Annotated in this window: 19 protein-coding genes, 3 pseudogenes and 1 riboswitch; of the genes and pseudogenes, 12 read left to right on the plus strand and 10 right to left on the minus strand. The window is 70.6% G+C overall.

Annotation, left to right across the window (positions count from 1 at the left end):
• Window positions 1–31: 31 nt before the first annotated feature.
• From serC to GKE56_RS15255, 3 genes and pseudogenes are all read right to left on the minus strand, one after another.
• Window positions 32–1,196, minus strand: a pseudogene (gene serC, locus GKE56_RS15245) (phosphoserine transaminase).
• Between the two features lie 135 nt (window positions 1,197–1,331).
• Window positions 1,332–2,324 (minus strand): type IV toxin-antitoxin system AbiEi family antitoxin domain-containing protein, encoded by a 993-nt coding sequence (locus GKE56_RS15250; protein ID WP_195908160.1) that lies wholly within the window; start codon window positions 2,322–2,324, stop codon window positions 1,332–1,334.
• Between the two features lie 167 nt (window positions 2,325–2,491).
• Window positions 2,492–3,589 carry a citrate synthase 2 gene (locus GKE56_RS15255; RefSeq protein WP_154685265.1) on the minus strand — a complete coding sequence of 366 codons (1,098 nt, stop codon included), beginning with the start codon at window positions 3,587–3,589 and terminating at the stop codon, window positions 2,492–2,494.
• Between the two features lie 97 nt (window positions 3,590–3,686).
• Between GKE56_RS15255 and GKE56_RS15260 the strand changes: the two genes are divergently transcribed.
• The 3 genes and pseudogenes from GKE56_RS15260 to GKE56_RS15270 all read left to right on the plus strand — a co-directional run bounded on the left by GKE56_RS15260 (window position 3,687) and on the right by GKE56_RS15270 (window position 6,777).
• Window positions 3,687–4,268 (plus strand): pentapeptide repeat-containing protein, encoded by a 582-nt coding sequence (locus GKE56_RS15260; RefSeq protein WP_195908161.1) that lies wholly within the window; start codon window positions 3,687–3,689, stop codon window positions 4,266–4,268.
• A 967-nt stretch (window positions 4,269–5,235) separates the two neighbouring features.
• Window positions 5,236–5,451, plus strand: a complete 216-nt coding sequence (locus GKE56_RS15265) for a hypothetical protein (RefSeq protein ID WP_154685267.1) — start codon at window positions 5,236–5,238, stop codon at window positions 5,449–5,451.
• A 49-nt stretch (window positions 5,452–5,500) separates the two neighbouring features.
• A pseudogene (locus GKE56_RS15270) lies at window positions 5,501–6,777 on the plus strand (MFS transporter).
• Window positions 6,778–6,841: 64 nt separating this feature from the next.
• Here the strand turns inward: GKE56_RS15270 and GKE56_RS15275 are convergent.
• Window positions 6,842–7,228: a hypothetical protein gene (locus tag GKE56_RS15275; RefSeq protein ID WP_154685268.1), complete on the minus strand. Its 387-nt coding sequence runs from the start codon at window positions 7,226–7,228 to the stop codon at window positions 6,842–6,844.
• A gap of 46 nt (window positions 7,229–7,274) precedes the next feature.
• Between GKE56_RS15275 and pdxH the strand changes: the two genes are divergently transcribed.
• From pdxH to eda, 3 genes are all read left to right on the plus strand, one after another.
• The gene (gene pdxH, locus GKE56_RS15280; protein WP_154685269.1) at window positions 7,275–7,970 is read left to right on the plus strand and encodes a pyridoxamine 5'-phosphate oxidase; all 696 of its coding nucleotides are present in this window, start codon (window positions 7,275–7,277) and stop codon (window positions 7,968–7,970) included.
• A 179-nt stretch (window positions 7,971–8,149) separates the two neighbouring features.
• Complete coding sequence (gene edd / locus GKE56_RS15285) at window positions 8,150–10,066, plus strand: phosphogluconate dehydratase (protein ID WP_154685270.1); 1,917 nt, start codon at window positions 8,150–8,152, stop codon at window positions 10,064–10,066.
• Window positions 10,063–10,737, plus strand: coding sequence for a bifunctional 4-hydroxy-2-oxoglutarate aldolase/2-dehydro-3-deoxy-phosphogluconate aldolase (gene eda / locus GKE56_RS15290; protein ID WP_154685271.1), 675 nt, complete (start codon window positions 10,063–10,065; stop codon window positions 10,735–10,737). Before edd ends, eda begins: the two co-directional genes overlap by 4 nt.
• 258 nt (window positions 10,738–10,995) lie before the next feature.
• Here the strand turns inward: eda and GKE56_RS15295 are convergent, their stop codons facing one another.
• A complete protein-coding gene (locus tag GKE56_RS15295; protein WP_154685272.1) occupies window positions 10,996–11,736 on the minus strand; it encodes an SDR family NAD(P)-dependent oxidoreductase in 741 nt (246 codons plus the stop codon).
• The gene (locus GKE56_RS15300; protein WP_154685273.1) at window positions 11,733–12,461 is read right to left on the minus strand and encodes a hypothetical protein; all 729 of its coding nucleotides are present in this window, start codon (window positions 12,459–12,461) and stop codon (window positions 11,733–11,735) included. The genes GKE56_RS15295 and GKE56_RS15300 overlap by 4 nt, the downstream gene beginning before the upstream one ends.
• Window positions 12,462–12,543: 82 nt before the next feature.
• Between GKE56_RS15300 and GKE56_RS15305 the strand changes: the two are divergent.
• The 3 genes and pseudogenes from GKE56_RS15305 (at window position 12,544) to GKE56_RS15315 (ending at window position 15,198) form a co-directional block, all read left to right on the plus strand.
• Window positions 12,544–13,243: pseudogene (locus tag GKE56_RS15305) on the plus strand (metal-dependent transcriptional regulator).
• Between the two features lie 175 nt (window positions 13,244–13,418).
• Window positions 13,419–13,615, plus strand: a riboswitch (cyclic di-AMP (ydaO/yuaA leader).
• Window positions 13,616–13,963: 348 nt separating this feature from the next.
• Window positions 13,964–14,344: a C40 family peptidase gene (locus tag GKE56_RS15310; RefSeq protein WP_230209016.1), complete on the plus strand. Its 381-nt coding sequence runs from the start codon at window positions 13,964–13,966 to the stop codon at window positions 14,342–14,344.
• A 179-nt stretch (window positions 14,345–14,523) separates the two neighbouring features.
• Window positions 14,524–15,198, plus strand: a complete 675-nt coding sequence (locus tag GKE56_RS15315; RefSeq protein WP_195908162.1) for a DsbA family oxidoreductase — start codon at window positions 14,524–14,526, stop codon at window positions 15,196–15,198.
• Here GKE56_RS15315 and GKE56_RS15320 read toward each other — a convergent pair.
• Window positions 15,195–15,731: an O-acetyl-ADP-ribose deacetylase gene (locus GKE56_RS15320; protein WP_154685275.1), complete on the minus strand. Its 537-nt coding sequence runs from the start codon at window positions 15,729–15,731 to the stop codon at window positions 15,195–15,197. The two genes, GKE56_RS15315 and GKE56_RS15320, sit on opposite strands and share 4 nt — an antisense overlap.
• Before the next feature lie 44 nt (window positions 15,732–15,775).
• On the opposite strand from GKE56_RS15320, the gene GKE56_RS15325 reads away from it, so the two are divergent.
• Both GKE56_RS15325 and GKE56_RS15330 read left to right on the plus strand, forming a co-directional pair.
• Window positions 15,776–16,672 (plus strand): cation diffusion facilitator family transporter, encoded by an 897-nt coding sequence (locus GKE56_RS15325; RefSeq protein ID WP_154685276.1) that lies wholly within the window; start codon window positions 15,776–15,778, stop codon window positions 16,670–16,672.
• A gap of 17 nt (window positions 16,673–16,689) precedes the next feature.
• The gene (locus GKE56_RS15330; RefSeq protein WP_154685277.1) at window positions 16,690–17,514 is read left to right on the plus strand and encodes a DUF1028 domain-containing protein; all 825 of its coding nucleotides are present in this window, start codon (window positions 16,690–16,692) and stop codon (window positions 17,512–17,514) included.
• 22 nt (window positions 17,515–17,536) lie between these two features.
• Here the strand turns inward: GKE56_RS15330 and GKE56_RS15335 are convergent, their stop codons facing one another.
• Window positions 17,537–19,234, minus strand: coding sequence for an alpha-glucosidase (locus tag GKE56_RS15335; protein ID WP_154685278.1), 1,698 nt, complete (start codon window positions 19,232–19,234; stop codon window positions 17,537–17,539).
• Between the two features lie 48 nt (window positions 19,235–19,282).
• On the minus strand, window positions 19,283–19,729 hold the full coding sequence (locus GKE56_RS15340) for a MarR family winged helix-turn-helix transcriptional regulator (protein ID WP_230209017.1): 447 nt from the start codon (window positions 19,727–19,729) through the stop codon (window positions 19,283–19,285).
• 62 nt (window positions 19,730–19,791) lie between these two features.
• On the opposite strand from GKE56_RS15340, the gene GKE56_RS15345 reads away from it, so the two are divergent.
• The gene (locus GKE56_RS15345; RefSeq protein ID WP_154685279.1) at window positions 19,792–19,998 is read left to right on the plus strand and encodes a hypothetical protein; all 207 of its coding nucleotides are present in this window, start codon (window positions 19,792–19,794) and stop codon (window positions 19,996–19,998) included.
• Between the two features lie 21 nt (window positions 19,999–20,019).
• On the opposite strand, the gene GKE56_RS15350 is transcribed toward GKE56_RS15345, so the two are convergent.
• Window positions 20,020–20,337 (minus strand): hypothetical protein, encoded by a 318-nt coding sequence (locus GKE56_RS15350; protein ID WP_154685280.1) that lies wholly within the window; start codon window positions 20,335–20,337, stop codon window positions 20,020–20,022.
• Window positions 20,338–20,420: the final 83 nt, after the last annotated feature.

A 20,420-nucleotide genomic window follows, 5' to 3' on the forward strand; every position in this document is an offset into this window, starting at 1 on the left:
TGCCCGTAAAGGGCGCGAGGAGCGGGGACGATCAGCCCACAACGTGCTCAATGCACGCAATCAGGGCAGAGACGTCCTCGGGGTCGACAGCCGGGAAGGTCGCCACCCGCAGCTGGTTGCGGCCGAGCTTGCGGTACGGCTCGACATCGACGACACCGTTGGCCCGCAGGGTCTTGGCGATCGCCGACGCGTCGATGTCGTCGGCGAAGTCGATCGTCGCCACGACCTGCGAGCGGGCGGCGGGATCCGCGACATACGGCGTCGTGTATGCCGTGCGCTCGGCCCAGTCGTAGAGGCGGCCGGAGGAGTCAGCCGTGCGCTTGACGGCCCAGTCGAGGCCGCCCTGGCCGTTGATCCAGTCGATCTGCGAGCGCAGCAGGGCCAGCGTGCCCAGGGCCGGGGTGTTGTAGGTCTGGTTCAGGCGGCTTGTTGGAGATCGCCGTGGGGAGGCTGAAGAAGTCGGGCACCCAGCGACCGCCGGCGGCGATCTCCTCGACCCGGGCGAGCGCCGCGGGGGAGAAGGCGGCGAGCCAGAGGCCACCGTCGGCGGCGAAGCACTTCTGGGGGCCGAAGTAGTAGACGTCGGTCTCGCTGACGTCGACCGGCAGGCCGCCGGCACCACTGGTCGCGTCGATGAGGACGAGGGCGCCGTCGTCGGCCCCGGCGACGCGGGTGACCGGCGCCATGACGCCAGTGGAGGTCTCGTTGTGGGGCCAGGCGTAGACGTCGACGCCAGCCTCGGCCCTCGGCTGGGCGAGGGTGCCGGGGTCGGCCTTGATGACCGTCGACTCGCCGAGGAAGGGAGCGTTGCTGGTGACCGTGGCGAACTTGCTGGAGAACTCGCCGAACGCCAGGTGCTGGGCGCGCTCGCGGACCAGGCCGAACGCGGCGATGTCCCAGAACGCGGTCGAGCCGCCGTTGCCGAGGATGATCTCGTAGCCGTCGGGGAGGCTGAACAGCTCGGACAGACCCTCACGCACGGCGCCCACGAGGTTCTTGACCGGGGCCTGGCGGTGTGAGGTGCCCAGCAGGGTGGTGGCCAGTCCCGCGAGGTAGTCGACCTGCTCAGGGCGGACCTTCGACGGGCCGGAGCCGAACCGTCCGTCCTTGGGCAGCAGGTCGGCGGGGATGGTCTGCACAGCGGTCGTCTCGGTCACGCGCGACAGTCTCTCACCCCGTCCCGAGGCGTGGGACATGAGGTCCACCACCCGGACCACCGCCCGTCGCCGCCTGACTCGCAGCAACCTCTGCTTGCAGAGATTGCTGCCGTAAGGACAGGTTGCTGCATACCGCAGGGGCAGCAACCTGAGCTCGAGCGGGGTGTTATCGGCTCAGGCCGAGCGGCGTCTCCTGGCGCGCAGGATCGCCTCGTTGATCCGCGCTCGGACCAGACGCGCGTCGTCGGCCTCCGACCAGATGAACCGGACCACCTCACGCCCGCTATCCCGGAGCCGGTCCTCGCGCCACTTCTCCCTGGCCAGTGCCTGTCGCAGCTGTTCCGGCGTCGGGTTCGCCACGCCGCCGGCATACTTCGCGAGACCGTCGAACTCGATGGCGACGGGGTGGTCGTCGAGCTCGAAGTCCACACGCCACTTCCGGCCCAGGAACGTCACCGGGATCTGCGGGGTGAAGCGGTACCCGAGCACTCGCATGGTGTGGGCCAACCGAGACTCACCGACGGACTCGTGTCGACCGTCCGCGTGGGCGAGAAGGCTCCGAACCCCAGGTATGCCGGGTGCGCCCGCATGTGCCCGGATGGCCGCCGCGAGCTCCTCGGTGGTGACGAGGCCCTGATGCAGGGCGTTGTCGGCGGCGACAAGGCTCTCCAAGGGCAGCGGCGCGACGCCGCGAGCGGGAGGCCGCAGTCCGACCTGGACCACGGCGGTTGCCAGAGGGACCGTCCTCAGTCCGCTTGGCGCGAGGACGGGAGGGAGTCCGACGGCCGGATGCAGCATCGCGGCGGGGCGGTGACGCGAGTGGTCGTCCTCCGAGCGACACAGCTGGGCGACCCCGAGGTCCGATCGCCAGACCTCCACGTCGTGCAGCACCAGCGCAGAGTGGTGGCTGGCCACAGCGCGCCCGGCAAACGACCGCAGCAGCGCGGCGACGAGCAGCCGGTGCTGCCGACGGGCCGACTCGAAGGAGTCCGCGCCCTCCCAAGGCGGCCGTTCGGCGCCGGGTGGGCATACGGCATACCACCCTCGGATGAGGCGGCGAACCGTGCCGGCCTTGACCAGCCGCCGCAGGTCGGAAGGGCCGAGTCCAAGGGCGGTGGCGTCGGCGGTCGACACCACGCCGTGCTTGGCCAAGTCGTGCAGTTCCACCTGTGCAGGGTGCCCGATTCGAGCGGGTGCGCGCTGAGGGCCTGTGGACAACCCGAAGTGGGCTAGCAGTCAGCAGACGTTGCTGCCCCAGTGGTAGGCAGCACCATGGGTGCCGTGCAGCAACCTCTGCAAGCAGAGGTTGCTGCACGACGGGCAGGGAGCCGCGGTCAGGCGCGGTAGCCGGCCACGGCCTCGAGGCCGCGGGGGGCCTCGCCGATGTAGCGCGCACTCGGTCGGATCAGCCGCCCCGTCTTCTTCTGCTCGAGGATGTGCGCCGACCAGCCAGCCGAGCGGGCACAGCTGAACATCGGGGTGAACATCGAGGCCGGGACCTCGGCGAAGTCGAGCAGTACCGCGGCCCAGAACTCGACGTTGGTCTCGAGCACGCGGTCAGGACGACGTTCGCGCAGCTCGGTCAGAGCCGCCTGCTCCAACGCGGCCGCCACCTCGTACCGCGGGGCGTCGAGGCGCTGGCAGGTCGCGCGCAGCACGCGGGCGCGCGGGTCCTCGGCGCGGTAGACCCGGTGCCCGAAGCCCATCAGGCGCTCGCCGCGGTCGAGGACTCCCTTGACGTATGCCGTGGCGTCGCCGGTCTCCTCGACGCCCTCGATCATGTGCAGCACGCGCGAGGGGGCGCCGCCGTGCAGCGGACCCGACATGGCGCCCACGGCACCGCTGAGGCAGGCCGCGACGTCGGCGCCGGTGGAGGCGATGACCCGGGCAGTGAAGGTCGACGCGTTCATGCCGTGCTCGGCGGCGCTCACCCAGTACGCGTCGACGGCCTCGACGTGCTTGGGGTCGGGTTCGCCGCGCCAGCGGATCATGAACCGCTCGACGATGGTCTTGCCCTTGTCGACATCGCGCTGGGGCACCATGGGGCGCTCCTGCCCACGGGCCGACTGCGCCACGAAGGACAGAGCCATGACCGAGGCGCGGGCGAGGTTGTCGCGGGCCTCCTCGGGCTCGATGTCGAGCAGCGGCTTGAACCCCCACAGGGGCGCCAGCTGGGCGAGGGCCGACTGCACGTCGACGCGGACGTCACCGGAGTGCACCGGCAGCGGGAACGGCTCGGCCGGCGGCAGTCCTGGGTCGAACTCGTTGTCGACCAACAGGCCCCAGACCTGACCGAACGCCACCCTGCCGACGAGGTCCTCGATGTTCACGCCGCGATAGCGCAGCGAGCCGCCTTCCTTGTCGGGTTCGGCGATCTCTGACTCGAAGGCGATGACGCCCTCGAGTCCGGGCTTGAAGTCGCTGTCGGACATCAGTGTCCTCTCGGCCTGGTCGTGAAGGAGGGCTGGTGCCCGATTCCTACTGGCGGGTTCATTCTGCCTTGTCGGGCTGATGAGTCACCATTGCCGGGTGCTGAGAGCCGAGACCGACTACGACGCGGAGGTGCTGACGGGCGACCTTTCCGGTCAGTCGGCACCGCACGCCCGTTTCCTCGAGTGCACCTTCCAACGGTGCGACCTGTCGGACGTGAAGCTCACGCGGGCGCGCTTCGGCGATACCGGGCTGTATGCCGTGCACGGCGCGGGCCTGGACCTCGCCGAGTCCACGTGGCTGGACTGCGTGGTCCAGGGGGCGCGGCTCGGGGCCGTCCAGCTCTACGGCGCCGAGCTGCGTCGGGTGCGGTTCGAGGGCTGCAAGATCGAGTTCCTCAACCTGCGCGGCGCCACCCTGCTCGACTGCCAGTTTGTCGACTGCCAGTTGCTCGAGCCTGACTTCTCCGAGGCGAGCCTGACGCAGGTCTCGTTCGAGGGGTCGCGGCTGGTGACGCCGGAGTTCGGCCGGGCGACGCTGCGCGACGTCGACCTCAGTGCGGCCGAGGTGGTCGGCCCCCGTGGGCTCACCGGGCTCAGGGGCGCCACGATCTCCTCACTGCAGCTCATCGACCTCGCGGCCGCGTTCGCCGCCGAGCTCGGCGTCATCGTCACCGACTAGGCAGGGGCCCAAGCGGCGTCGCCCTTTCCCCTTGGGTGGGGCTGCGTCATTTCCCGACCACTCGAACGTCTCGTCATACGAGCCCGCCTCCCACCCGAACCATCGCTCATCTGCTGTTCCTCGCGGGTTCGCCGGCGCTGTGCTGATGGAGGACCGATGTTTCGAAGGACTTGCATCTTCGCCGTGGTGGCAGCCGTTCTGGTCCCACCGCTCTCCCAGCCCGCTTGGGCTGCCGACAATGCGTGCTCGAAGGGCTCAAGAACTCCGGTGTCGGATTTCCGCGGAGCATGTTTGAAGAACAGGACAACGCACGTCGATGCAATGAGTGGCGGACCAGGCGACCGGGCTGAGGCTGTCCGCTCGTCGGTGGAAATCACGCGGACTGACGATGCGCCACACCGACGGAGTGCCACGGCGCGAGTCGGCACTTCGGACGTCGCGGGACCGACGATTACCGACCCCGGCCCCACACATCCGGTCTTGTATTGCAGCTATGGCAACTACCTCTTCCGCGATCCGAGCGGCAACATGAACCTTCGATACAACTGTCCATATCGCAACATCAATTGGTCGTGGACGATGTCCCCAGCACTGCTTGCGATCTCTATCGGGACATGTACCGAGAGAGGCATGAATTACACCGTCAATGGAGGTCCGAAACCCAAGAACGCGCCTCACGTCGCGCCGTGCAACTACATCTTTCATGGAACACTGGCTGGCGTGTCCAACGCCGATGTTGTCTCGTACACCGACGAAGTTGACTTCCCGGTAAAGGGAGGTACCGCGCACGTCCATGTTTTCGGAACCGTCATCGCCTCCAGTTCCTGAGGTGGTCGTCAAGGCTGCTGACGCGGTTGACGCCTCACTGGCCCGAGTGGTTGCCCACTCCATTCGCTTCTCGGGGGCGAGGTCGTCAGGCGACCCAGATGGCCAGTACTTGGCGTCCTTCGACGCTGAGGGTCAGCAGGTGGACGTCTACGCGATGGACGGCGATCCCGCCTCAGCAGCGCTGGCGATCGCGAGTGCGCTCGCCGACGAGCTCTCCGAGCTCTTCTGGGGAGAGGCGATCCCGCCGTGCCCGGGTCATGCCCACCCGATGACGCCGCAGGTGAGCGGCGCGGGAGCTGTTGTGTGGGCGTGCCCGGTCGATGGGCGACCGGTCGACCAGATCTGGCCCGTCTAGGCAGGATCCCGAGACCCCTACGGTCGGCGGTCGGGCCTAGGGTCGCCCTGTGCCGCTGCTCCTGGACCTGACCCCGTTGCGGGTGAACCCGGCATACCGGCGGTTGTATGCCGGGTTCACGCTGTCCAACGTCGGCTCGCAGCTCGCCGTGGTCGCGGTCGGACTGCAGGTCTACGACCTCACGCGGTCCACGGCTGCGGTGGGCATCGTGGGTCTGTGTGCGTTGGTGCCGCTGGTCCTCATGGGGCTCTACGGCGGCACCCTCATCGACCACTTCGACCGCCGCACCGTGGGGTTGGTGGCGCAGGGCGTGGCCTTCGTCGCGAGCGTGCTCTGCGCCACCCAGGCGTGGCTCGGCAACACCCAGGTGTGGGTCCTCTACGCGCTCGTCGCGTTGTGGAACGGCGCGTATGCCGTCTCGTCGCCGGCGCGCACCTCGATCTACCCGCGGATCCTCACCCGAGAGCAGCTGCCGGCCGCCAACGCCCTGTCGGTGTTCGCGATGAACTCGGCGATGACGGTGGGGCCGCTCATGGCGGGCGTGCTCGTCGACTGGGGCGGCTTCCGGGCGGCGTACACCACCGATGCGGTCATCACCACGGCTGCGCTGTGGGGGCTGGCCCGGCTCCAGCCGCTGCCCCCTGAGCCGGCGACCGACGGGTCCGCGCCGACCCGGCCGGGGCTGCGGTCGGTGCTCGACGGCTTCGCGTTCCTCGCGACCCGGCCCAACGTGCGGATGACCTTCGTCGCCGACATCTGCGCGATGCTGCTCGCCCAGCCACGGGTGCTGTTCCCGGCGGCGGGTGCCGTGATCTTCGGCGGGGGTGCGAAGACGGTCGGTGCGCTCAGCGCGGCCGCTGCCGTCGGGGGCATCGGCGCCATGTTCTTCTCGGGGCGCCTCGGCCACGTGCGCCGTCAGGGGTTGGCGATCCTCGTGTCGATCGTGGGATGGGGGGCTGCGATCGCCGGGTTCGGGGTGGCGATGCTCGCGGCCGGGGAGTGCTGACGCGCGGCGCCGCGCTGTGGGCGGGTCTCGCCGCGATGGCGGTCGCGGGTGCGTCCGACTCGGTGAGCGCCGTGTTCCGGACGACCATCCTCCAGTCCGCCACGCCGGACCACCTGCGTGGTCGGCTGCAGGGCGTGTTCATCGTCGTGGTGGCCGGCGGGCCGCGGCTCGGCGAGCTCGCCGGTGGGCTCGTCGCGAGCGCGATCGGTGAGGGTCGCACCGCGGTCCTGGGCGGTCTCGCCTGCATCCTGGCCATCGTCGCCCTGGCTCGGCTGCAGCCCGGTTTCGTGCGGTACGACGCCCGGCACCCGACGGCCTGACGACCGTCTCCCGGCCGCGACCGGCGAGCGAGCCGCCCGGCCTACCGGCGACGGAGCCGCCGGCCTACCGGCGGCGCGGCAGGTTACGCAGCCGTTCCGCGGGGCTGGGCAGCTCCGCGGGGCGCACCCTCGTGCTCAGGTCGCTGCGCGCGATGAGCTCGGTCAGCGGAGTCGTCGTGGCGGGGTGGGCGGCGATCGGCTCGTCCCCGGAGAACACGACCCAGATCGGCTCGCTGTGGTCAGCTCGCGGGTCGAAGGTCTTGAGGACCATGCCGTCTCGCACGGTGGCGGCGTGCTCGACGGCGCGACGCTTGGCGCGCTGGCGGTCGAGCGCCTTCTGTGCCGCGGCCATCGCCGGTTCCTTGGCCTGCTGGGCCAGCACCACCACGTGCGGGCCGTACTTCACGCCCCACTTGATGATGCTCCCGACAGCCTTGCCTTTGCTGGGCATCGTGCCTCCCTGACGGTCTGCTTCGACCTCACCCTAATCTCGTGCCATGGCTGACGTGCGGCGCGCTGACCCGGTACGCATCGACTACAAGGGCGAGGGGCTCTCCGAGGAGCACGTCGCCCCCACCCCGTGGCAGCAGGCCCAGCGCTGGGTCGACGAGGCCGTGGAGCGCTCGCAGGCGCAGCCCGACGTGCCCGAGCCGCTCGCGCTCTCGGTCGCCACCGTGGATGCCGCGGGCCGACCGAATGTCCGGACCGTGCTCCTGCGCTTCTTCGACGAGCGTGGCCCCGGGTTCGTGACCAACACCGAGTCCACCAAGGGCCTGGAGATCGCGGCGACCGGAGGGCTTGCCGCCAGCCTGACCTGGCCGGCGATGTGCCGCGCGATCCGCTTCAGGGGCGTGGCCCAGGAGCTCGGTCGCGACGAGGTGAGCGGCTACTTCGGCTCGCGACCGTGGGGGTCGCGGATCTCGGCGTGGGCGTCGCGGCAGTCCCAGCCCGTCGTCGGCCGCGCCGCTCTGGAGGAGGCCTACGAGCGGTATGCCGCGCAGTGGCCCGACCGCGGCCGCCCCGACGACGTACCCGTGCCCGACTTCTGGGGCGGGTACCGGGTGGTCTGCGACGAGGTGGAGTTCTGGGGCGGGCGGCGGAACCGGCTGCATGACCGGCTGGTGTTCACCCGCGTTGCCGAGGGGTCCCTCGATGAGCCGACGGCCTGGGCGCTGTCCCGCCGCCAGCCCTGAGCCGCTGAGCCGCTGAGCCGCCCTGCCGTCGCGTCGCGGACCCTACCGGTCCGTATGGCGGGATGGCGGTTGCCGAGAGCTGAGACGTCGCCACACTTGTGAACGGAATCACAACGCGCGCGCCATCGTCGCCGTTCGCGCGGTCCACCTCCCTGACCGCCGCTTGATCCAGGAGCCCCATGGCGCCCGCCGTCCACCCTGTCGTTGCCCACGTCACTGCACGCCTCACCGAGCGCAGCCGAGCGAGCCGCACGGCATACCTCGAGCGGTTATCCCGAGCCGCCTCCGAACTCAGCCTGCGCCCCGCGCGCACCGACCTCGGCTGCTCCAACCTCGCCCACGCGGTGGCCGCGTGTGGCGGGTCGGACCGCGTCGTGATGGCCGCCGACACTGGCATCAGCCTCGGCATCGTCACGTCCTACAACGACATGCTCTCGGCGCACGCACCGTTCGAGCACTACCCCGCGGCGATGAAGCAGACCGCCCGTGAGGTCGGTGCGGTCGCGCGGGTCGCGGGCGGAGTGCCGGCGATGTGCGACGGCATCACCCAAGGTCGCGCTGGCATGGAGCTCAGCCTGTTCAGCCGCGACGTCATCGCCATGTCGACGGCGATCGCGCTGTCGCACGACGTGTTCGACGGTGTCCTGATGCTGGGGGTCTGCGACAAGATCGTGCCGGGCCTGGTCGCGGGTGCGCTGTCGTTCGGCCACCTGCCGGCAGCCCTCGTGCCGGCAGGACCCATGGCCAGCGGGCGGTCCAACGCCGAGAAGGCCGAGACCCGCAAGGCGTATGCCGCGGGCGAGGTCGGTCGCGACGACCTCCTCGCGAGCGAGGTCGCGTCCTACCATTCGCCGGGCACGTGCACGTTCTACGGCACGGCGAACTCCAACCAGATGCTCATGGACGTCATGGGGCTGCACCTGCCGGGCGCCGCGTTCGTCCACCCCGACGACCCGGTGCGCGAGGCCCTGACCGCGGCCACCACCCGTCGGGTGGCTGAGATCGCGGGCTCTGCGGCGCCCTACGGCATCGGCCAGGTCGTCGACGAGAAGTCCGTGGTCAACGGGGTCGTCGCCCTGCTCGCCACCGGGGGCTCGACCAACCACACGATGCACCTGATCGCGATGGCGGCGGCTGCGGGCGTCGACCTCACCTGGGAGGACTTCGACGACCTGTCGGCGGCCGTCCCGTCGGTCGCTCGCATCTACCCCAACGGGCCGGCCGACGTGAACCACTTCCATCAGGCCGGTGGCACGCCCTTCCTCATCCGGACCCTGCTCGACTCCGGCCTGCTGCACGAGGACGTCCTGACGCTCGCGGGCCCGGGCCTGCGCCGATACACCCAGCGCCCAACCCTGGTCGACGGCGTGCTCGAGTTCGTCGACATCGCCGCGGAGTCCGGCGACCCGGCCGTCCTGCGCCCGGCAACCGAGCCGTTCGCGGCCGACGGTGGCCTGCGGATGCTGCGCGGCACGCTGGGCCACGCGGTCATCAAGGTGTCTGCCGTGAGCGAGAAGGACCGCGTCATCGAGGCCCCCGCGCGCGTCTTCACCGACCAGGTGGGGTTCCTCCAGGCGTTCTCGAGGCGCGAGCTCGACCGGGACGTGGTCGTCGTGATCCGCGAGCAGGGCCCGAGCGCCAACGGCATGCCCGAGCTGCACGCGCTCACCCCGTCCCTCGGCGTCCTCCAGAAGCGGGGGTATGCCGTGGCGCTGGTCACCGACGGACGCATGAGCGGTGCCTCGGGCGCCATCCCCGCCGCGATCCACGTGACCCCGGAGTCGGTCCACGCCGGTCCGATCTCGAAGATCCACGACGGCGACATCGTCCGGGTGGACTCGCTGACCGGCCGTCTCGACGTACTCGTCGACGAGGCCCAGTTCGCCGCCCGCGTGCCCGCGCAACGAGTCACCGAGGACGGTGTCGGCACCGGTCGCGAGCTGTTCGCCTCGATGCGCACCGCCGTCGGCCGTGCCGACGAGGGCGCCCACGTGTTCGCCACCATGGGGCGCGCCTTTGCCTCTGGCGTCCACGGTGGTGGCGATGCCGAACCCGACTACCTGAAGTCCGTGCCCCAGGAGGAAGACGTCCGATGACCCTGCAAACCACCGGAACGACTGCAACCACTGCCACCCCAGCCCTGCGCAGCGAGGCCGACATCCTCGCCCTCGCCCCGGTCATCCCGGTGGTCGTCGTCGACTCCGTCGAGCAGGCGGTGCCGCTCGCCCGGGCCCTGCTGCGCGGCGGCATACCGGTCATCGAGCTCACGCTGCGCAGTGCGGCGGGGCTGGGCGCCATCGAGGCGGTCGCGTCCGAGGTGGAGGGCATGGTCGTCGGGGCCGGCACGGTGGTGACGCCGGAGCAGGTCCGGCAGGTGGTCGATGCCGGCGCGCAGTTCATCGTCACGCCGGGGTCGCCGCCGCGGCTCCTGCAGGCAGCCCTCGACAGTGGGCTGCCGCTGCTGGCCGGCGCGGGCACGCTCACCGAGATGCTCACCCTGGCCGAGGCCGGTCTCGAGGCGATGAAGTTCTTCCCGGCCGAGGCCAGCGGCGGACGGCAGTACCTGTCCGCCGTGAGTGGACCGTGCCCGCAGCTGCGGTTCTGCCCGACCGGCGGAATCACCCCGGAGACTGCCGCCGACTGGCTCGCCCTGCCCAATGTCGGCTGCGTCGGCGGGTCCTGGCTGACCCCGAAAGATGCTGTCGCCCAAGGGGACTGGGCCCGGATCGAGGCGCTCGCGGCGTCGGCGCTGGCGTTGCGTCCCTGACTCCCCAGGGCGTGGAACAGCCCGCGGGCCTGCCGTGCCGAACTCGAGCGGCGTGGCGTGGGCAGGGGACGACCTGCACGACCCGCGGGCTGCGGTGAACTGCTGGGGATTGCGCCGGTGGCGTCACCTCGAGCAGTCGAGGTGCGCTAGCGCGCAGTCACCTCACGCGTCCAATGAGAAATCACTTCTTGGACCACCTCCCTTCCGTGTAGCTCGAAGGTAAACGGCGGCGTCGGCTCCTGCAACGTCTTATCGCGATCAGCTTTCGCGGTGCACCTTGTGGGGAGCCGCCTGGACGCGCGGCTTGATGACGAGCAGGTCGATGTTGACGTGCGCGGGACGCTGCACCATCCACACGATCGCCTCGGCGATGTCCTGTGCCACCAATGGCTCGGACACCCCGGCGTAGACCGCGTCGGCGCGCTCCTGGTCGCCCGCGAACCTGGTCAGCGCGAACTCCTCGGTGCGCACCATGCCCGGGGCGATCTCCTCGACCCTGACGGGTTGGTCGACGAGCTCGAGCCGCAACGTCGCGGTGAGCGCGGCGACGGCGTGCTTGGCAGCGACGTAGCCCGAGCCGCCCTCGTAGGCCACGTGACCGGCGATCGAGCCGACGTTGACGATGGTGCCCGCGCCCGAGGCCACCAGGGCCGGCAGCAGCGCCTGCGTCACCTGCAGGGTCCCCATGACGTTCGACTCGTACATCCCGCGCCAGTCGGCCACGTCGGTCGCGGCGGCGGGTGCCAGTCCCAGCGCGCCGCCGGCGTTGTTGACGAGCACGTCGAGCCGGCCGCCCACGGCGCTGGCGAGCCGGGCGACGTCGTCGGCGCTGGTGACGTCGCAGGGGACGGCTCGCCCGCCGATCTCCGCGGCCACCGCGTCGATGCGGTCGGAGCGCCGTGCCGCGCAGACCACCTCGTAGCCGGCCGCGGCGAGTTGTCGCGCCGTCTCCGCGCCGATGCCACTGCTCGCTCCGGTCACCACTGCCAGCCTGCTCATGCGTTCTCTCCCAGGGGTCGGACGGTGTCGGGGTCCACCGCGATCCAGGTCGCCTCGGCGTGGCCGAGGAGCTGGGCCGGCCGGTCGCCGTCGGCGGCATACACGGCGGTTCCGCTCAGGTGCTTGCGGCCCTGCGAGCCGCGCTGCCACGCCATGATCACGTACGGCTCGCCCGGCACCGGTGCCGTGTGGACAGTGGCGGTCATCGTGCCGAGGACCATCGGGCGCCCGGCGATGCCCGAGGCCCACCCGCCCGGGCAGTCCAGGGCGGCCCACACGGTCTCGGGGCCCACGTCCGGAGCGGGAACCCACGCGCATGCGTAGAGGCCGCCGTCGACCGGCCCGGGCTGCAGCCGCAACGCGTCGCCGGGTTCACGAGCGGTGCCGCACGAGTAGCACGTGGGGAACGGGTGCGCGACCAGGCCCTCGTACCGCTCGCCGGCCGCCTGTGCGTCCGCGAAGGACACCGGAGCCGGTATGCCGCGGGGGTCGGGCGCCGCGCCGATGCTCGCCTCGAGGACCAGGCGGTCACCGTCGAGAACGCGCAGGGACCCGTCGAGCCGATCCACGGCCAGCTCTCGGTCGAGCGGCGGAGGCGTCCGCAGCCGCACGGTGACGGCCTCGCCGGGCCCCGGGGACAGCAGGGAGGCGGCGTGTCCGCTCACCCAGCCGCCGTTGCCCGACTCGGGAGGGCCGCAGAAGCGCGCGGGCACCACGAAGCTCATGGACCCGAACGTAGCCGACGCGCGAAGAGGCAGAACGACCGGTGATGAGGGCCTGACGCCCGCAGGTGAGAGGCTTGGTGCTGTGACGGACCTGATCGACACCACGGAGATGTACCTCAAGACCATCTTCGAGCTCGAGGAAGAGGGGGATTCCACCGCTTCGCGCGCGCATCGCCGAGCGGCTGGGGCACTCGGGCCCGACCGTGTCGCAGACGGTCGCGCGCATGGAGCGCGACGGTCTGCTCAGCCTCGCCGGCGACCGGCACCTCGAGCTGTCCGTCCACGGGCGCCTGCTGGCGACCCGGGTGATGCGCAAGCACCGCCTCGCCGAGCGCCTGCTCGTCGATGTCATCGGCCTGGAGTGGGAGTACGTCCACGACGAGGCGTGCCGGTGGGAGCACGTCATGTCCGAGCGCGTCGAGCGCAAGATCCTCGCGATGCTCAAGGACCACCACGACTCGCCCTACGGCAACCCGATCCCCGGGCTCGACGAGCTCGGCGAGGATGAGCCCACCGAGGACTTCCGCTCCGGCCTGCGCACGCTCACCGAGCTCGCCACCGACCACCCCGAGACGGTCCTCGTGCGGCGCATCGGTGAGCCGGTCCAGGTCGACCACGAGGCGCTCAGCCTGCTGACGATGGCGCGCCTGCTGCCGGGCGAGCGGGTGCGCGTGCACCGCGCAGACGGCCGGGTGGTCGCGGTCCGCGAGAACGCTCCCGACTCGACCGCGGTGTCGCTTCCCGACGACGTGGCTCAGCACGTCTTCGGAGCCCTCGTCTGACGTGGCGGCCCTCTCGGCTGCCATTTTGTCTGGGTTCCGTGGCGTTTCTGTGGGTTTACCTTGGCAGGCTCTTGGACGCGCCGTGACCGCAATGTGACATTGGTGGCCGCTCTGTGTAGTCTCGCGGAGATCTTTCCTCCCCTGGGAGAGATTGGCTCGATGTGGACTGCCTAGTCCTGTCACCACGCCCGAGTCCTCAGCAAGACCGCTTGACAGGAGCGGGGGACCCACTTTTGGGCCTTCCTCGGAAGGTCCTCGGGGTGAAGCCCTCACGCGCGAGCCCGCTAGGACGGGTGTTCAGACGTGAAGGCCGGGTGAACTACCTCCACCCGAACCCGACAGCTCACCTCGTAGGCGCTGGAGGTTCAATCATCGTGGCTTCTCACACTGCTGGCCGCCATCGCGCGCCTGGCCGTTACAACCCCGTTTCCGAGATCAGCGGCATCGTGGCGAAATCCGCCCAGCCTGCTGTCAAGACCTCTGCCGTCATTGCCGCGTCTGGCGGTCTCGTGGCCTCGTTCGCCCTGCCGGCGTCCGCAGCAACTGCCTCCCAGGGCACGGAGAAGGTCCCCACGCTCTCGGCTCCGGCCGCTGTGCAGGCCCCCCCAGGCCGCCGCGCCCCAGGCCGCTGGCGCGTTCGGCCTCATCGGCTTCCAGGCCACTGCCAAGCCGAAGCCCGCCCCCGCTCCTGCTCCGGCCCCCGTCACGCGCACTGCGCCGGTGGCCAGCCGGTCGATGGCGCGAGTGCCGCTGATCGCCGCGAAGCCCGCCACCGGCGGCATCCTCGGCATCGCCGCCCAGTACCAGGGCGTCCCGTACATGTACGGCGGCACCACCCCGGCCGGCTTCGACTGCTCGGGCTACACGGCATACGTCTTCCGCCAGGTCGGCATCTCGCTGCCCCGGACGGCTTCCGAGCAGCAGGCGGCCGCGACCCCGGTGTCGAACCCCCAGCCCGGTGACCTCGTGTTCTTCGGGTCGCCCGCCTACCACGTGGGCATCTACGCCGGCAACGGCATGATGTGGGACAGCCCGCACTCCGGTACGACGGTGGGCCTGCACCCGATCTGGTCGTCCAGCGCCACCTACGGCCGCCCCTGACCCACGGCCCCCCGCGGAGCCACGCACGCAGGCCCCCTCCCGCTCGGCGGGTGGGGGCCTGCGCGTCTGTGTCGCCGAGCGACAGCAGGGGTATGCCGCGTGGCTCGGCGCGTGCGCGCCCGTGGCCCGGCGGGTGGGCGCCCCGCGCCGCCCACCGGCGTTCGTGCTTGTATGGAGGCATGACCGCAGTCGAGATCGATGTCTGGGCGGACGTGGTCTGCCCGTGGTGCTACATCGGGAAGCGACGTCTCGAACAGGCCATCGCCGAGAGCGCCCACCCTGCCGAGGTCACCGTGACGTACCACGCCTACGAGCTGGACCGTGGCACCCCACACAGTGACGGCACGACGATCCTGCAGTGGCTGGCGGAGCGCTACCAGACCGACCTCGACGGGGCCCGCGAGATCGCCGAGCGCCCGGCCACGATGGGCCGTCCCGACGGCATCGAGATCGACGTCGATCGCCAGCTGCGGGCCAACTCCTTCGACGCGCACCGGATCATCGCGCTCGGGCTGGCCCAGGGTGGCCACGCCCTGCAGGCGGCGGTTCTCGAGCGGCTGTACGCCGCCTACTTCGCCGAGGGCAAGGCAGTCGACGACATCGAGACCCTGCAGCGGCTGGGCGCCGAGGCCGGCCTGGACGGACGACGGCTGTCAGCGGTCCTGGCCGGCACCGACTACGCCGATCAGGTGCGGGCCGACGAGGCCGCCGCGACCGAGGTCGGCATCACCGGCGTCCCGTTCTTCATGGCCAACCGCCGCGTCGCGCTGCAGGGCGCCCACACCGCCGAGGTCATCGGTCAGCTGATCGAGGCGGGTGCAGGCGAGCACGAGGCGATGAGCCAGGGCGCTTAGCCCGCGTCAGCTGGGGTCGCCAGGGCCGCCTCGAAGTCGGCCAGGGCCGCCCGGCTGAACAGCACGAAGCGGACCAGCTCCGGAGCGCCGTGCTCGTCGAGCTCGGTCCGGACCGTCTCGACGGCGATCCGCGCGACCTGCGCAGAGTCCCACCCGTAGATGCCGGCGCTCACCGCCGGGAACGCGAGGCTCTGCGCCCCGACCTCGCGTGCGACGGCGAGGCTGCGGCTGAAACACGAGGCCAGCAGGGCAGGGTCGGTCTGCCCGATGTGCCGGTTCGGGCCCACGGTGTGGATGACCCAGCGCGCCGGGAGGTTGCCCGCGCCCGTGACGACCGCGTCGCCGACTCCCAGGCCCGACCGGTGCGTCGTCTCGCGCAGGCGCCGGCACTCCTCGAGCAGTGCTGGGCCGGCCGCGGCGTGGATCGCTCCGTCGACCCCTCCGCCACCGAGCAGGGAGGAGTTGGCCGCGTTGACGATGGCGTCGAGCGACTGGGTCGTGATGTCGCCCAGAACGGCGTCGATGATGGCCACGGACCAACCGTAAGCCTCCGAGCCCCACCGCCTAGGATCGAGTGATGGGTGCTGGCCACGATCATCACGCCGGGGCGCGGCACCGTTGGCGGCTGGCTGTGACCGTCGGGCTCGTCGGGGCGTTCTTCCTCATCGAGCTCGTGGTCGCCCTCGCCTCGTCCTCGCTCGCCCTCCTGTCGGACGCGGGCCACATGGCCGCCGACGTGGTCGGGCTGAGCGCAGCCCTGGTCGCGACGCGGGTCGCCTCCCGACGCGACACGACCGGCCGGCGCACCTACGGGTCGTACCGCGCCGAGGTGTTCGCGAGCGCCCTGGCCGTGCTCCTCATGGTCGGCGTATCGGCATACGTCGTGGTCGAGGCGGTGCGCCGCATCGGCGAGCCGGTCGTGGTGCCGGGCCGCCCGCTGCTGCTCGTGGGCGCGCTTGGGCTCGTGGTCAACGTCGTCGCGATCGTGCTGCTGCGCGGTGGTGCGCAGGACAGCCTCAACGTCCGTGGCGCCTACCTCGAGGTCGTGGCCGATGCCGCAGGATCGGTCGGCGTCATCGTGGCCGCGCTGCTGATCCGCGTGACCGGCAGGCCGGTCTGGGACACCGTGGTCGCGGTGGCGATCGGGGTGTTCGTCGCGGTCCGGGCCGTGATGCTGGGCCGACAGGTGCTCGCCGTGCTGGGCCAGCACGTGCCTGAGGGTCTCGAGCCCGCCCGCGTGACAGCGGATCTCGCGGGGATCGGTGGCGTGGCAGACGTGCACGACCTGCACGTCTGGACCCTCACCTCGGGCATGAACGTCGCCACGGTCCACCTCGTGTCCGTCGCCGGGGCAGACGTCGAGCGGATCCTCAGCGACGGCCAGACCCTGCTGCGCGAACGCCATGCCATCGCGCACGCCACGCTGCAGGTCGAGCCGAGTACCGGCGACTCCTGTCGTGACACGGACTGGTGAGCGGCTAGCGTCGGCGTGTGACGTTGTCCATCGTGGGTCAGGTCGGCGAGGCGTTCGGCGTGGCCGTCGCCAGCAAGTTCCCGTTCGTGGGTGCCGTCGTGCCCGCCGCGCGCCTGGGGGTCGGCGCGGTCGCCACGCAGGCGATGGCGCGGGTGTCCTATCGCGACGTCGCGCTGACGGCGCTCGGTGAGGGCGTGTCCGCGGCCGATGCGGTCGCGGCCTGCACGGGCCCCGACGGTGACCGGGACCACCGGCAGCTCGGCGTGGTCGGCGTCGACTCGCAAGCGACCTACACCGGCCCGCAGTGCCTGTCGTGGGCCGGCGGGGTGTCCGGGCGCGAAGCCAGCGGCGGCTACGCTATCCAGGGCAATATCCTCACCGGGCCAGAGGTGGTGGAGGCGATGGAGCGGGCCTGGCTGGGGTCCGCCGGTGCCTCGCTCAGCGACCGCCTGTGTGCCGCGCTGCTCGCCGGCGACGAGGCCGGCGGCGACTCCCGCGGTCGGCAGGGCGCCGCGCTGTATGCCGTGCAGCCCGGCGCGGGGTACGACGCGTGCGGGGTGCTCGCCGACGTGCGCGTGGACGACCACCCGGACGCACCTCGTGAGCTGGCCCGGCTGCTGCGGCTCAACGACCTCATGTTCGGCGCGCCCGAGCAGGTACAGCCGTTGGTCGGCGTGCTGGCCTCCGAGGTGGGCGCTCGCCTCGCCGGGCTGGGGTACGACGACGGGGCTGTGGCCGAGGCGCTCGCCGCGTGGGCTTCGGCGGAGAACTACGAGACGCGACTGAGCCCGGACGGCATCGACGCCAAGGTGCTGGCCGCACTCCGCGACGCCACGGCATAGGCAGACTTCCGGCCACCTGCGGTCACCGCTTGAGGATGCGGGCCTCCCAGGGGCGCAGCGGAGCCGTGGCCGACTCGGCGGTCGCCAGGTTGCCGAGCAGGAGCTCGGCGCCGGTCCAGCTGTAGAGGTCCTCGAGGCACCCGCCCAGGTCGAGCTCGTCGCCGGAGAAGTTGGCGACGACGAGCACGTCCGTGCCCTCGTGCGAGCGGGTGTACGCGTACAAGGCGGGGTGGTCCGGGGCGAGCATGTGGAAGTCGCCGTGCGCGATCGCGGGCTCGGTGTGGCGCAGCGCGATGACCCGGCGGTAGTGGTGGAACACCGAGTCGTCGTCGGCGACGGCCGCCGCTGCGTTGATGTCCGGGTAGTTGGGGTTGAGGGGGGCCCACGGTGAGCCCTCGGTGAAGCCGGCGTGCGCGCTGCTGTCCCACTGCATGGGGGAGCGGGCGTTGTCGCGACTGCCGACGCGCAGCGCCCCGAGCACGGTGTCGGAGTCGAGCCCGGCCGCCATCGCCGCTTCGTAGTAGTTGACCGACTCGATGTCGAGGAAGGCGTTCTCGTCGGGGAACGGCACGTTGGTCATGCCGAGCTCCTCGCCCTGGTAGACGTAGGGCGTGCCACGGTGCAGGTGCAGCACGGTGCCCAGCAGCTTGGCGGCGGCCACCCGGTACTTCGGGTCGTCGGTGGCGAAGCGCGAGACGGCACGCGGCTGGTCGTGGTTGTTCCAGTAGAGCGAGTTCCAGCCGCGTTCGGCGAGACCGTTCTGCCAGCGCGCCATGCTGGCCTTGAGGTCGCGCAGGTCCAGCGGCACGCGGTCCCACTTGTGGGCGCCATGGTCGAGGCCGACGTGCTCGAACTGGAAGACCATGTCGAGCTCGTGTCGCTCGGGATCGGTGAACAGCACCGCCTCGTCGACGGTCACGCCGGGCATCTCGCCGACGGTGAGCAGCTGCTCGGTGCGCCCCGCGAAGACCTCGCCGTGCATCTCCTGGAGGAACTCATGGATCCGGGGGCCGCACAGGAAGAACGGGTTGCCGTCGCCGTAGAGGCCGCCGTGCGTGAGGTGCCCGTCGGGCAACGACGTGTCCTTGGAGATCATGTTGATGACGTCCATGCGGAAGCCGTCGATCCCGCGGTCGAGCCACCACCGCATCATCGCGTAGATGGCCTGGCGCACCTGGGGGTTCTCCCAGTTGAGGTCGGGCTGCTTGCGGCTGAACAGGTGGAGGTAGTACTCGCCGGTGGCGTCGTCGAGCTCCCACGCAGACCCGCTGAAGTGGGACTCCCAGTTCGTCGGCTCGGCCCCGTGGGTGCCGGCCTCCATGCCGTCGCGCGCGGGGCGCCACCAGTACCAGTCCCGCTTCGGATTGTCTTTGCTGGAGCGGGATTCCACGAACCATGGGTGCTCGTCGGACGTGTGGTTCACGACGAGGTCCATGACGATGCGTATGCCGCGGGCGTGCGCCTGCTCGATCAGCTCGTCCACGTCGGCAAGGGTGCCGAACGTGGGGTCGATGTCCTGGTAGTCGCTGATGTCGTAGCCGTTGTCGTCTTGCGGGCTGGTGTAGATCGGCGACAGCCACAGGACATCGATGCCGAGCTGCTCGAGGTAGTCGAGGCGGCTGATGATTCCCGGGAGGTCGCCGATGCCGTCGCCGTTGGTGTCCTGGAAGCTGCGGGGGTAGATCTGGTAGACCACGGACTCGCGAAACCACTGGCTCATGGCCGACAGTCTTGCGGGCAGCCGACACCCCGGCAACGGCTCGGCCTGTCAGCGGGTGGCGTCGATGAGGCGGGTCAGGGTGTCCCGCAGCTCCTCGAGCTCGCCGAGGCCGAGGTCGAGCCGCGCCATGATGGCGGGCGGGATGCGCTCGGCCTGGGCCCGCGCCCGGACCCCTTTGGTGGTCAGTGACACGGCGAGCGCCCGGTCGTCGTGCGGGTTGCGGTCGCGGGTGACCATGCCGCTGGCCTCGAGACGCTTGAGCAGCGGTGAGAGCGTGGCCGGCTCGAGGCTGAGTCGGCGCGAGAGCTCGGACACCGTGAGCGGGGCCTCCTCCCACAGGGCGAGCATCACGAGGTACTGCGGATGGGTCAGGCCCATCGGCTCGAGCAGCGGGCGGTAGAGGCCGATGACGTTGCGGGAGGCGACGGCAAGGGCGAAGCAGACCTGGCGGTCGAGCTTGAGCAGGTCGGGCGTCGCGGTCGGAGTCTTCGGCACGATTTCGATTCTACGGTGATCGGGACTATCTTTAGTAGACGAAACATTAGTCCACTAACTAATTGGAGTATGCCGTGGGCAAGGCTGATCGCGAAGGGCTGTCGCTGGGTTACCGGCTCATGTACCGGCTCAAGCGGATGATCATGCAGATGTACGGACCGGCGCAGCTCGGCGAGGGAGACGACCCGCTCGCCAGGCTGCAACGCGAACGGGACGCCAAGGTGGCCGCTGCCCGCGCTGAACGGGCGGGGCGAGGCCGTCCCGCCTGAACGGTCAGGCGGCGTGAGCGGTCAGCCCGCCGGTTCCGGCTGGATGTCGGTCTTCTCCACGATCTTCTCGACGACTTGCTCGGGGAGGTCCTCCTGCTCGACCTTCGCCGCGTCCTCCTGCTGCTTGACCTCGACGCGGGCGGCCTGCCAGGCGGACCAGTGACCGGACACGAGGGCCCAGAGGGACAACGCCGACACGTAGACGACGGAGTTGAGCCAGCCCATCACCATCGAGATCGGGATCATGACGATCCAGAAGATGGCGAGCCAGCCGTTCACCTTCCGCATGAAGACCGGGTCACCCTGCACCGATGCCCACAACGACTTCATGCCGCTCACGCTGTCCTCCTCATAGGTTCTTTGGTCGGGGTTATCCGCACTGTGCCCAAACTCCATCATTTCATGCCTGAGAGCCCGCTGAG

Origin of the sequence: Nostocoides sp. HKS02, assembly GCF_009707485.1 — a bacterium.
In the GTDB taxonomy this organism is placed as follows: domain Bacteria; phylum Actinomycetota; class Actinomycetes; order Actinomycetales; family Dermatophilaceae; genus Pedococcus.

Bases quoted from the DNA above. Each gene is read 5' to 3' on its own strand.
- GKE56_RS15255 (WP_154685265.1), bottom strand. From the start codon at position 3,589: ATGTCCGACAGCGACTTCAAGCCCGGACTCGAGGGCGTCATCGCCTTC.
- GKE56_RS15275 (WP_154685268.1), bottom strand. From the start codon at position 7,228: ATGCCCAGCAAAGGCAAGGCTGTCGGGAGCATCATCAAGTGGGGCGTG.
- pdxH (WP_154685269.1), top strand. From the start codon at position 7,275: ATGGCTGACGTGCGGCGCGCTGACCCGGTACGCATCGACTACAAGGGC.
- edd (WP_154685270.1), top strand. From the start codon at position 8,150: ATGGCGCCCGCCGTCCACCCTGTCGTTGCCCACGTCACTGCACGCCTC.
- eda (WP_154685271.1), top strand. From the start codon at position 10,063: ATGACCCTGCAAACCACCGGAACGACTGCAACCACTGCCACCCCAGCC.
- GKE56_RS15295 (WP_154685272.1), bottom strand. From the start codon at position 11,736: ATGAGCAGGCTGGCAGTGGTGACCGGAGCGAGCAGTGGCATCGGCGCG.
- GKE56_RS15300 (WP_154685273.1), bottom strand. From the start codon at position 12,461: ATGAGCTTCGTGGTGCCCGCGCGCTTCTGCGGCCCTCCCGAGTCGGGC.
- GKE56_RS15315 (WP_195908162.1), top strand. From the start codon at position 14,524: ATGACCGCAGTCGAGATCGATGTCTGGGCGGACGTGGTCTGCCCGTGG.
- GKE56_RS15325 (WP_154685276.1), top strand. From the start codon at position 15,776: ATGGGTGCTGGCCACGATCATCACGCCGGGGCGCGGCACCGTTGGCGG.
- GKE56_RS15335 (WP_154685278.1), bottom strand. From the start codon at position 19,234: ATGAGCCAGTGGTTTCGCGAGTCCGTGGTCTACCAGATCTACCCCCGC.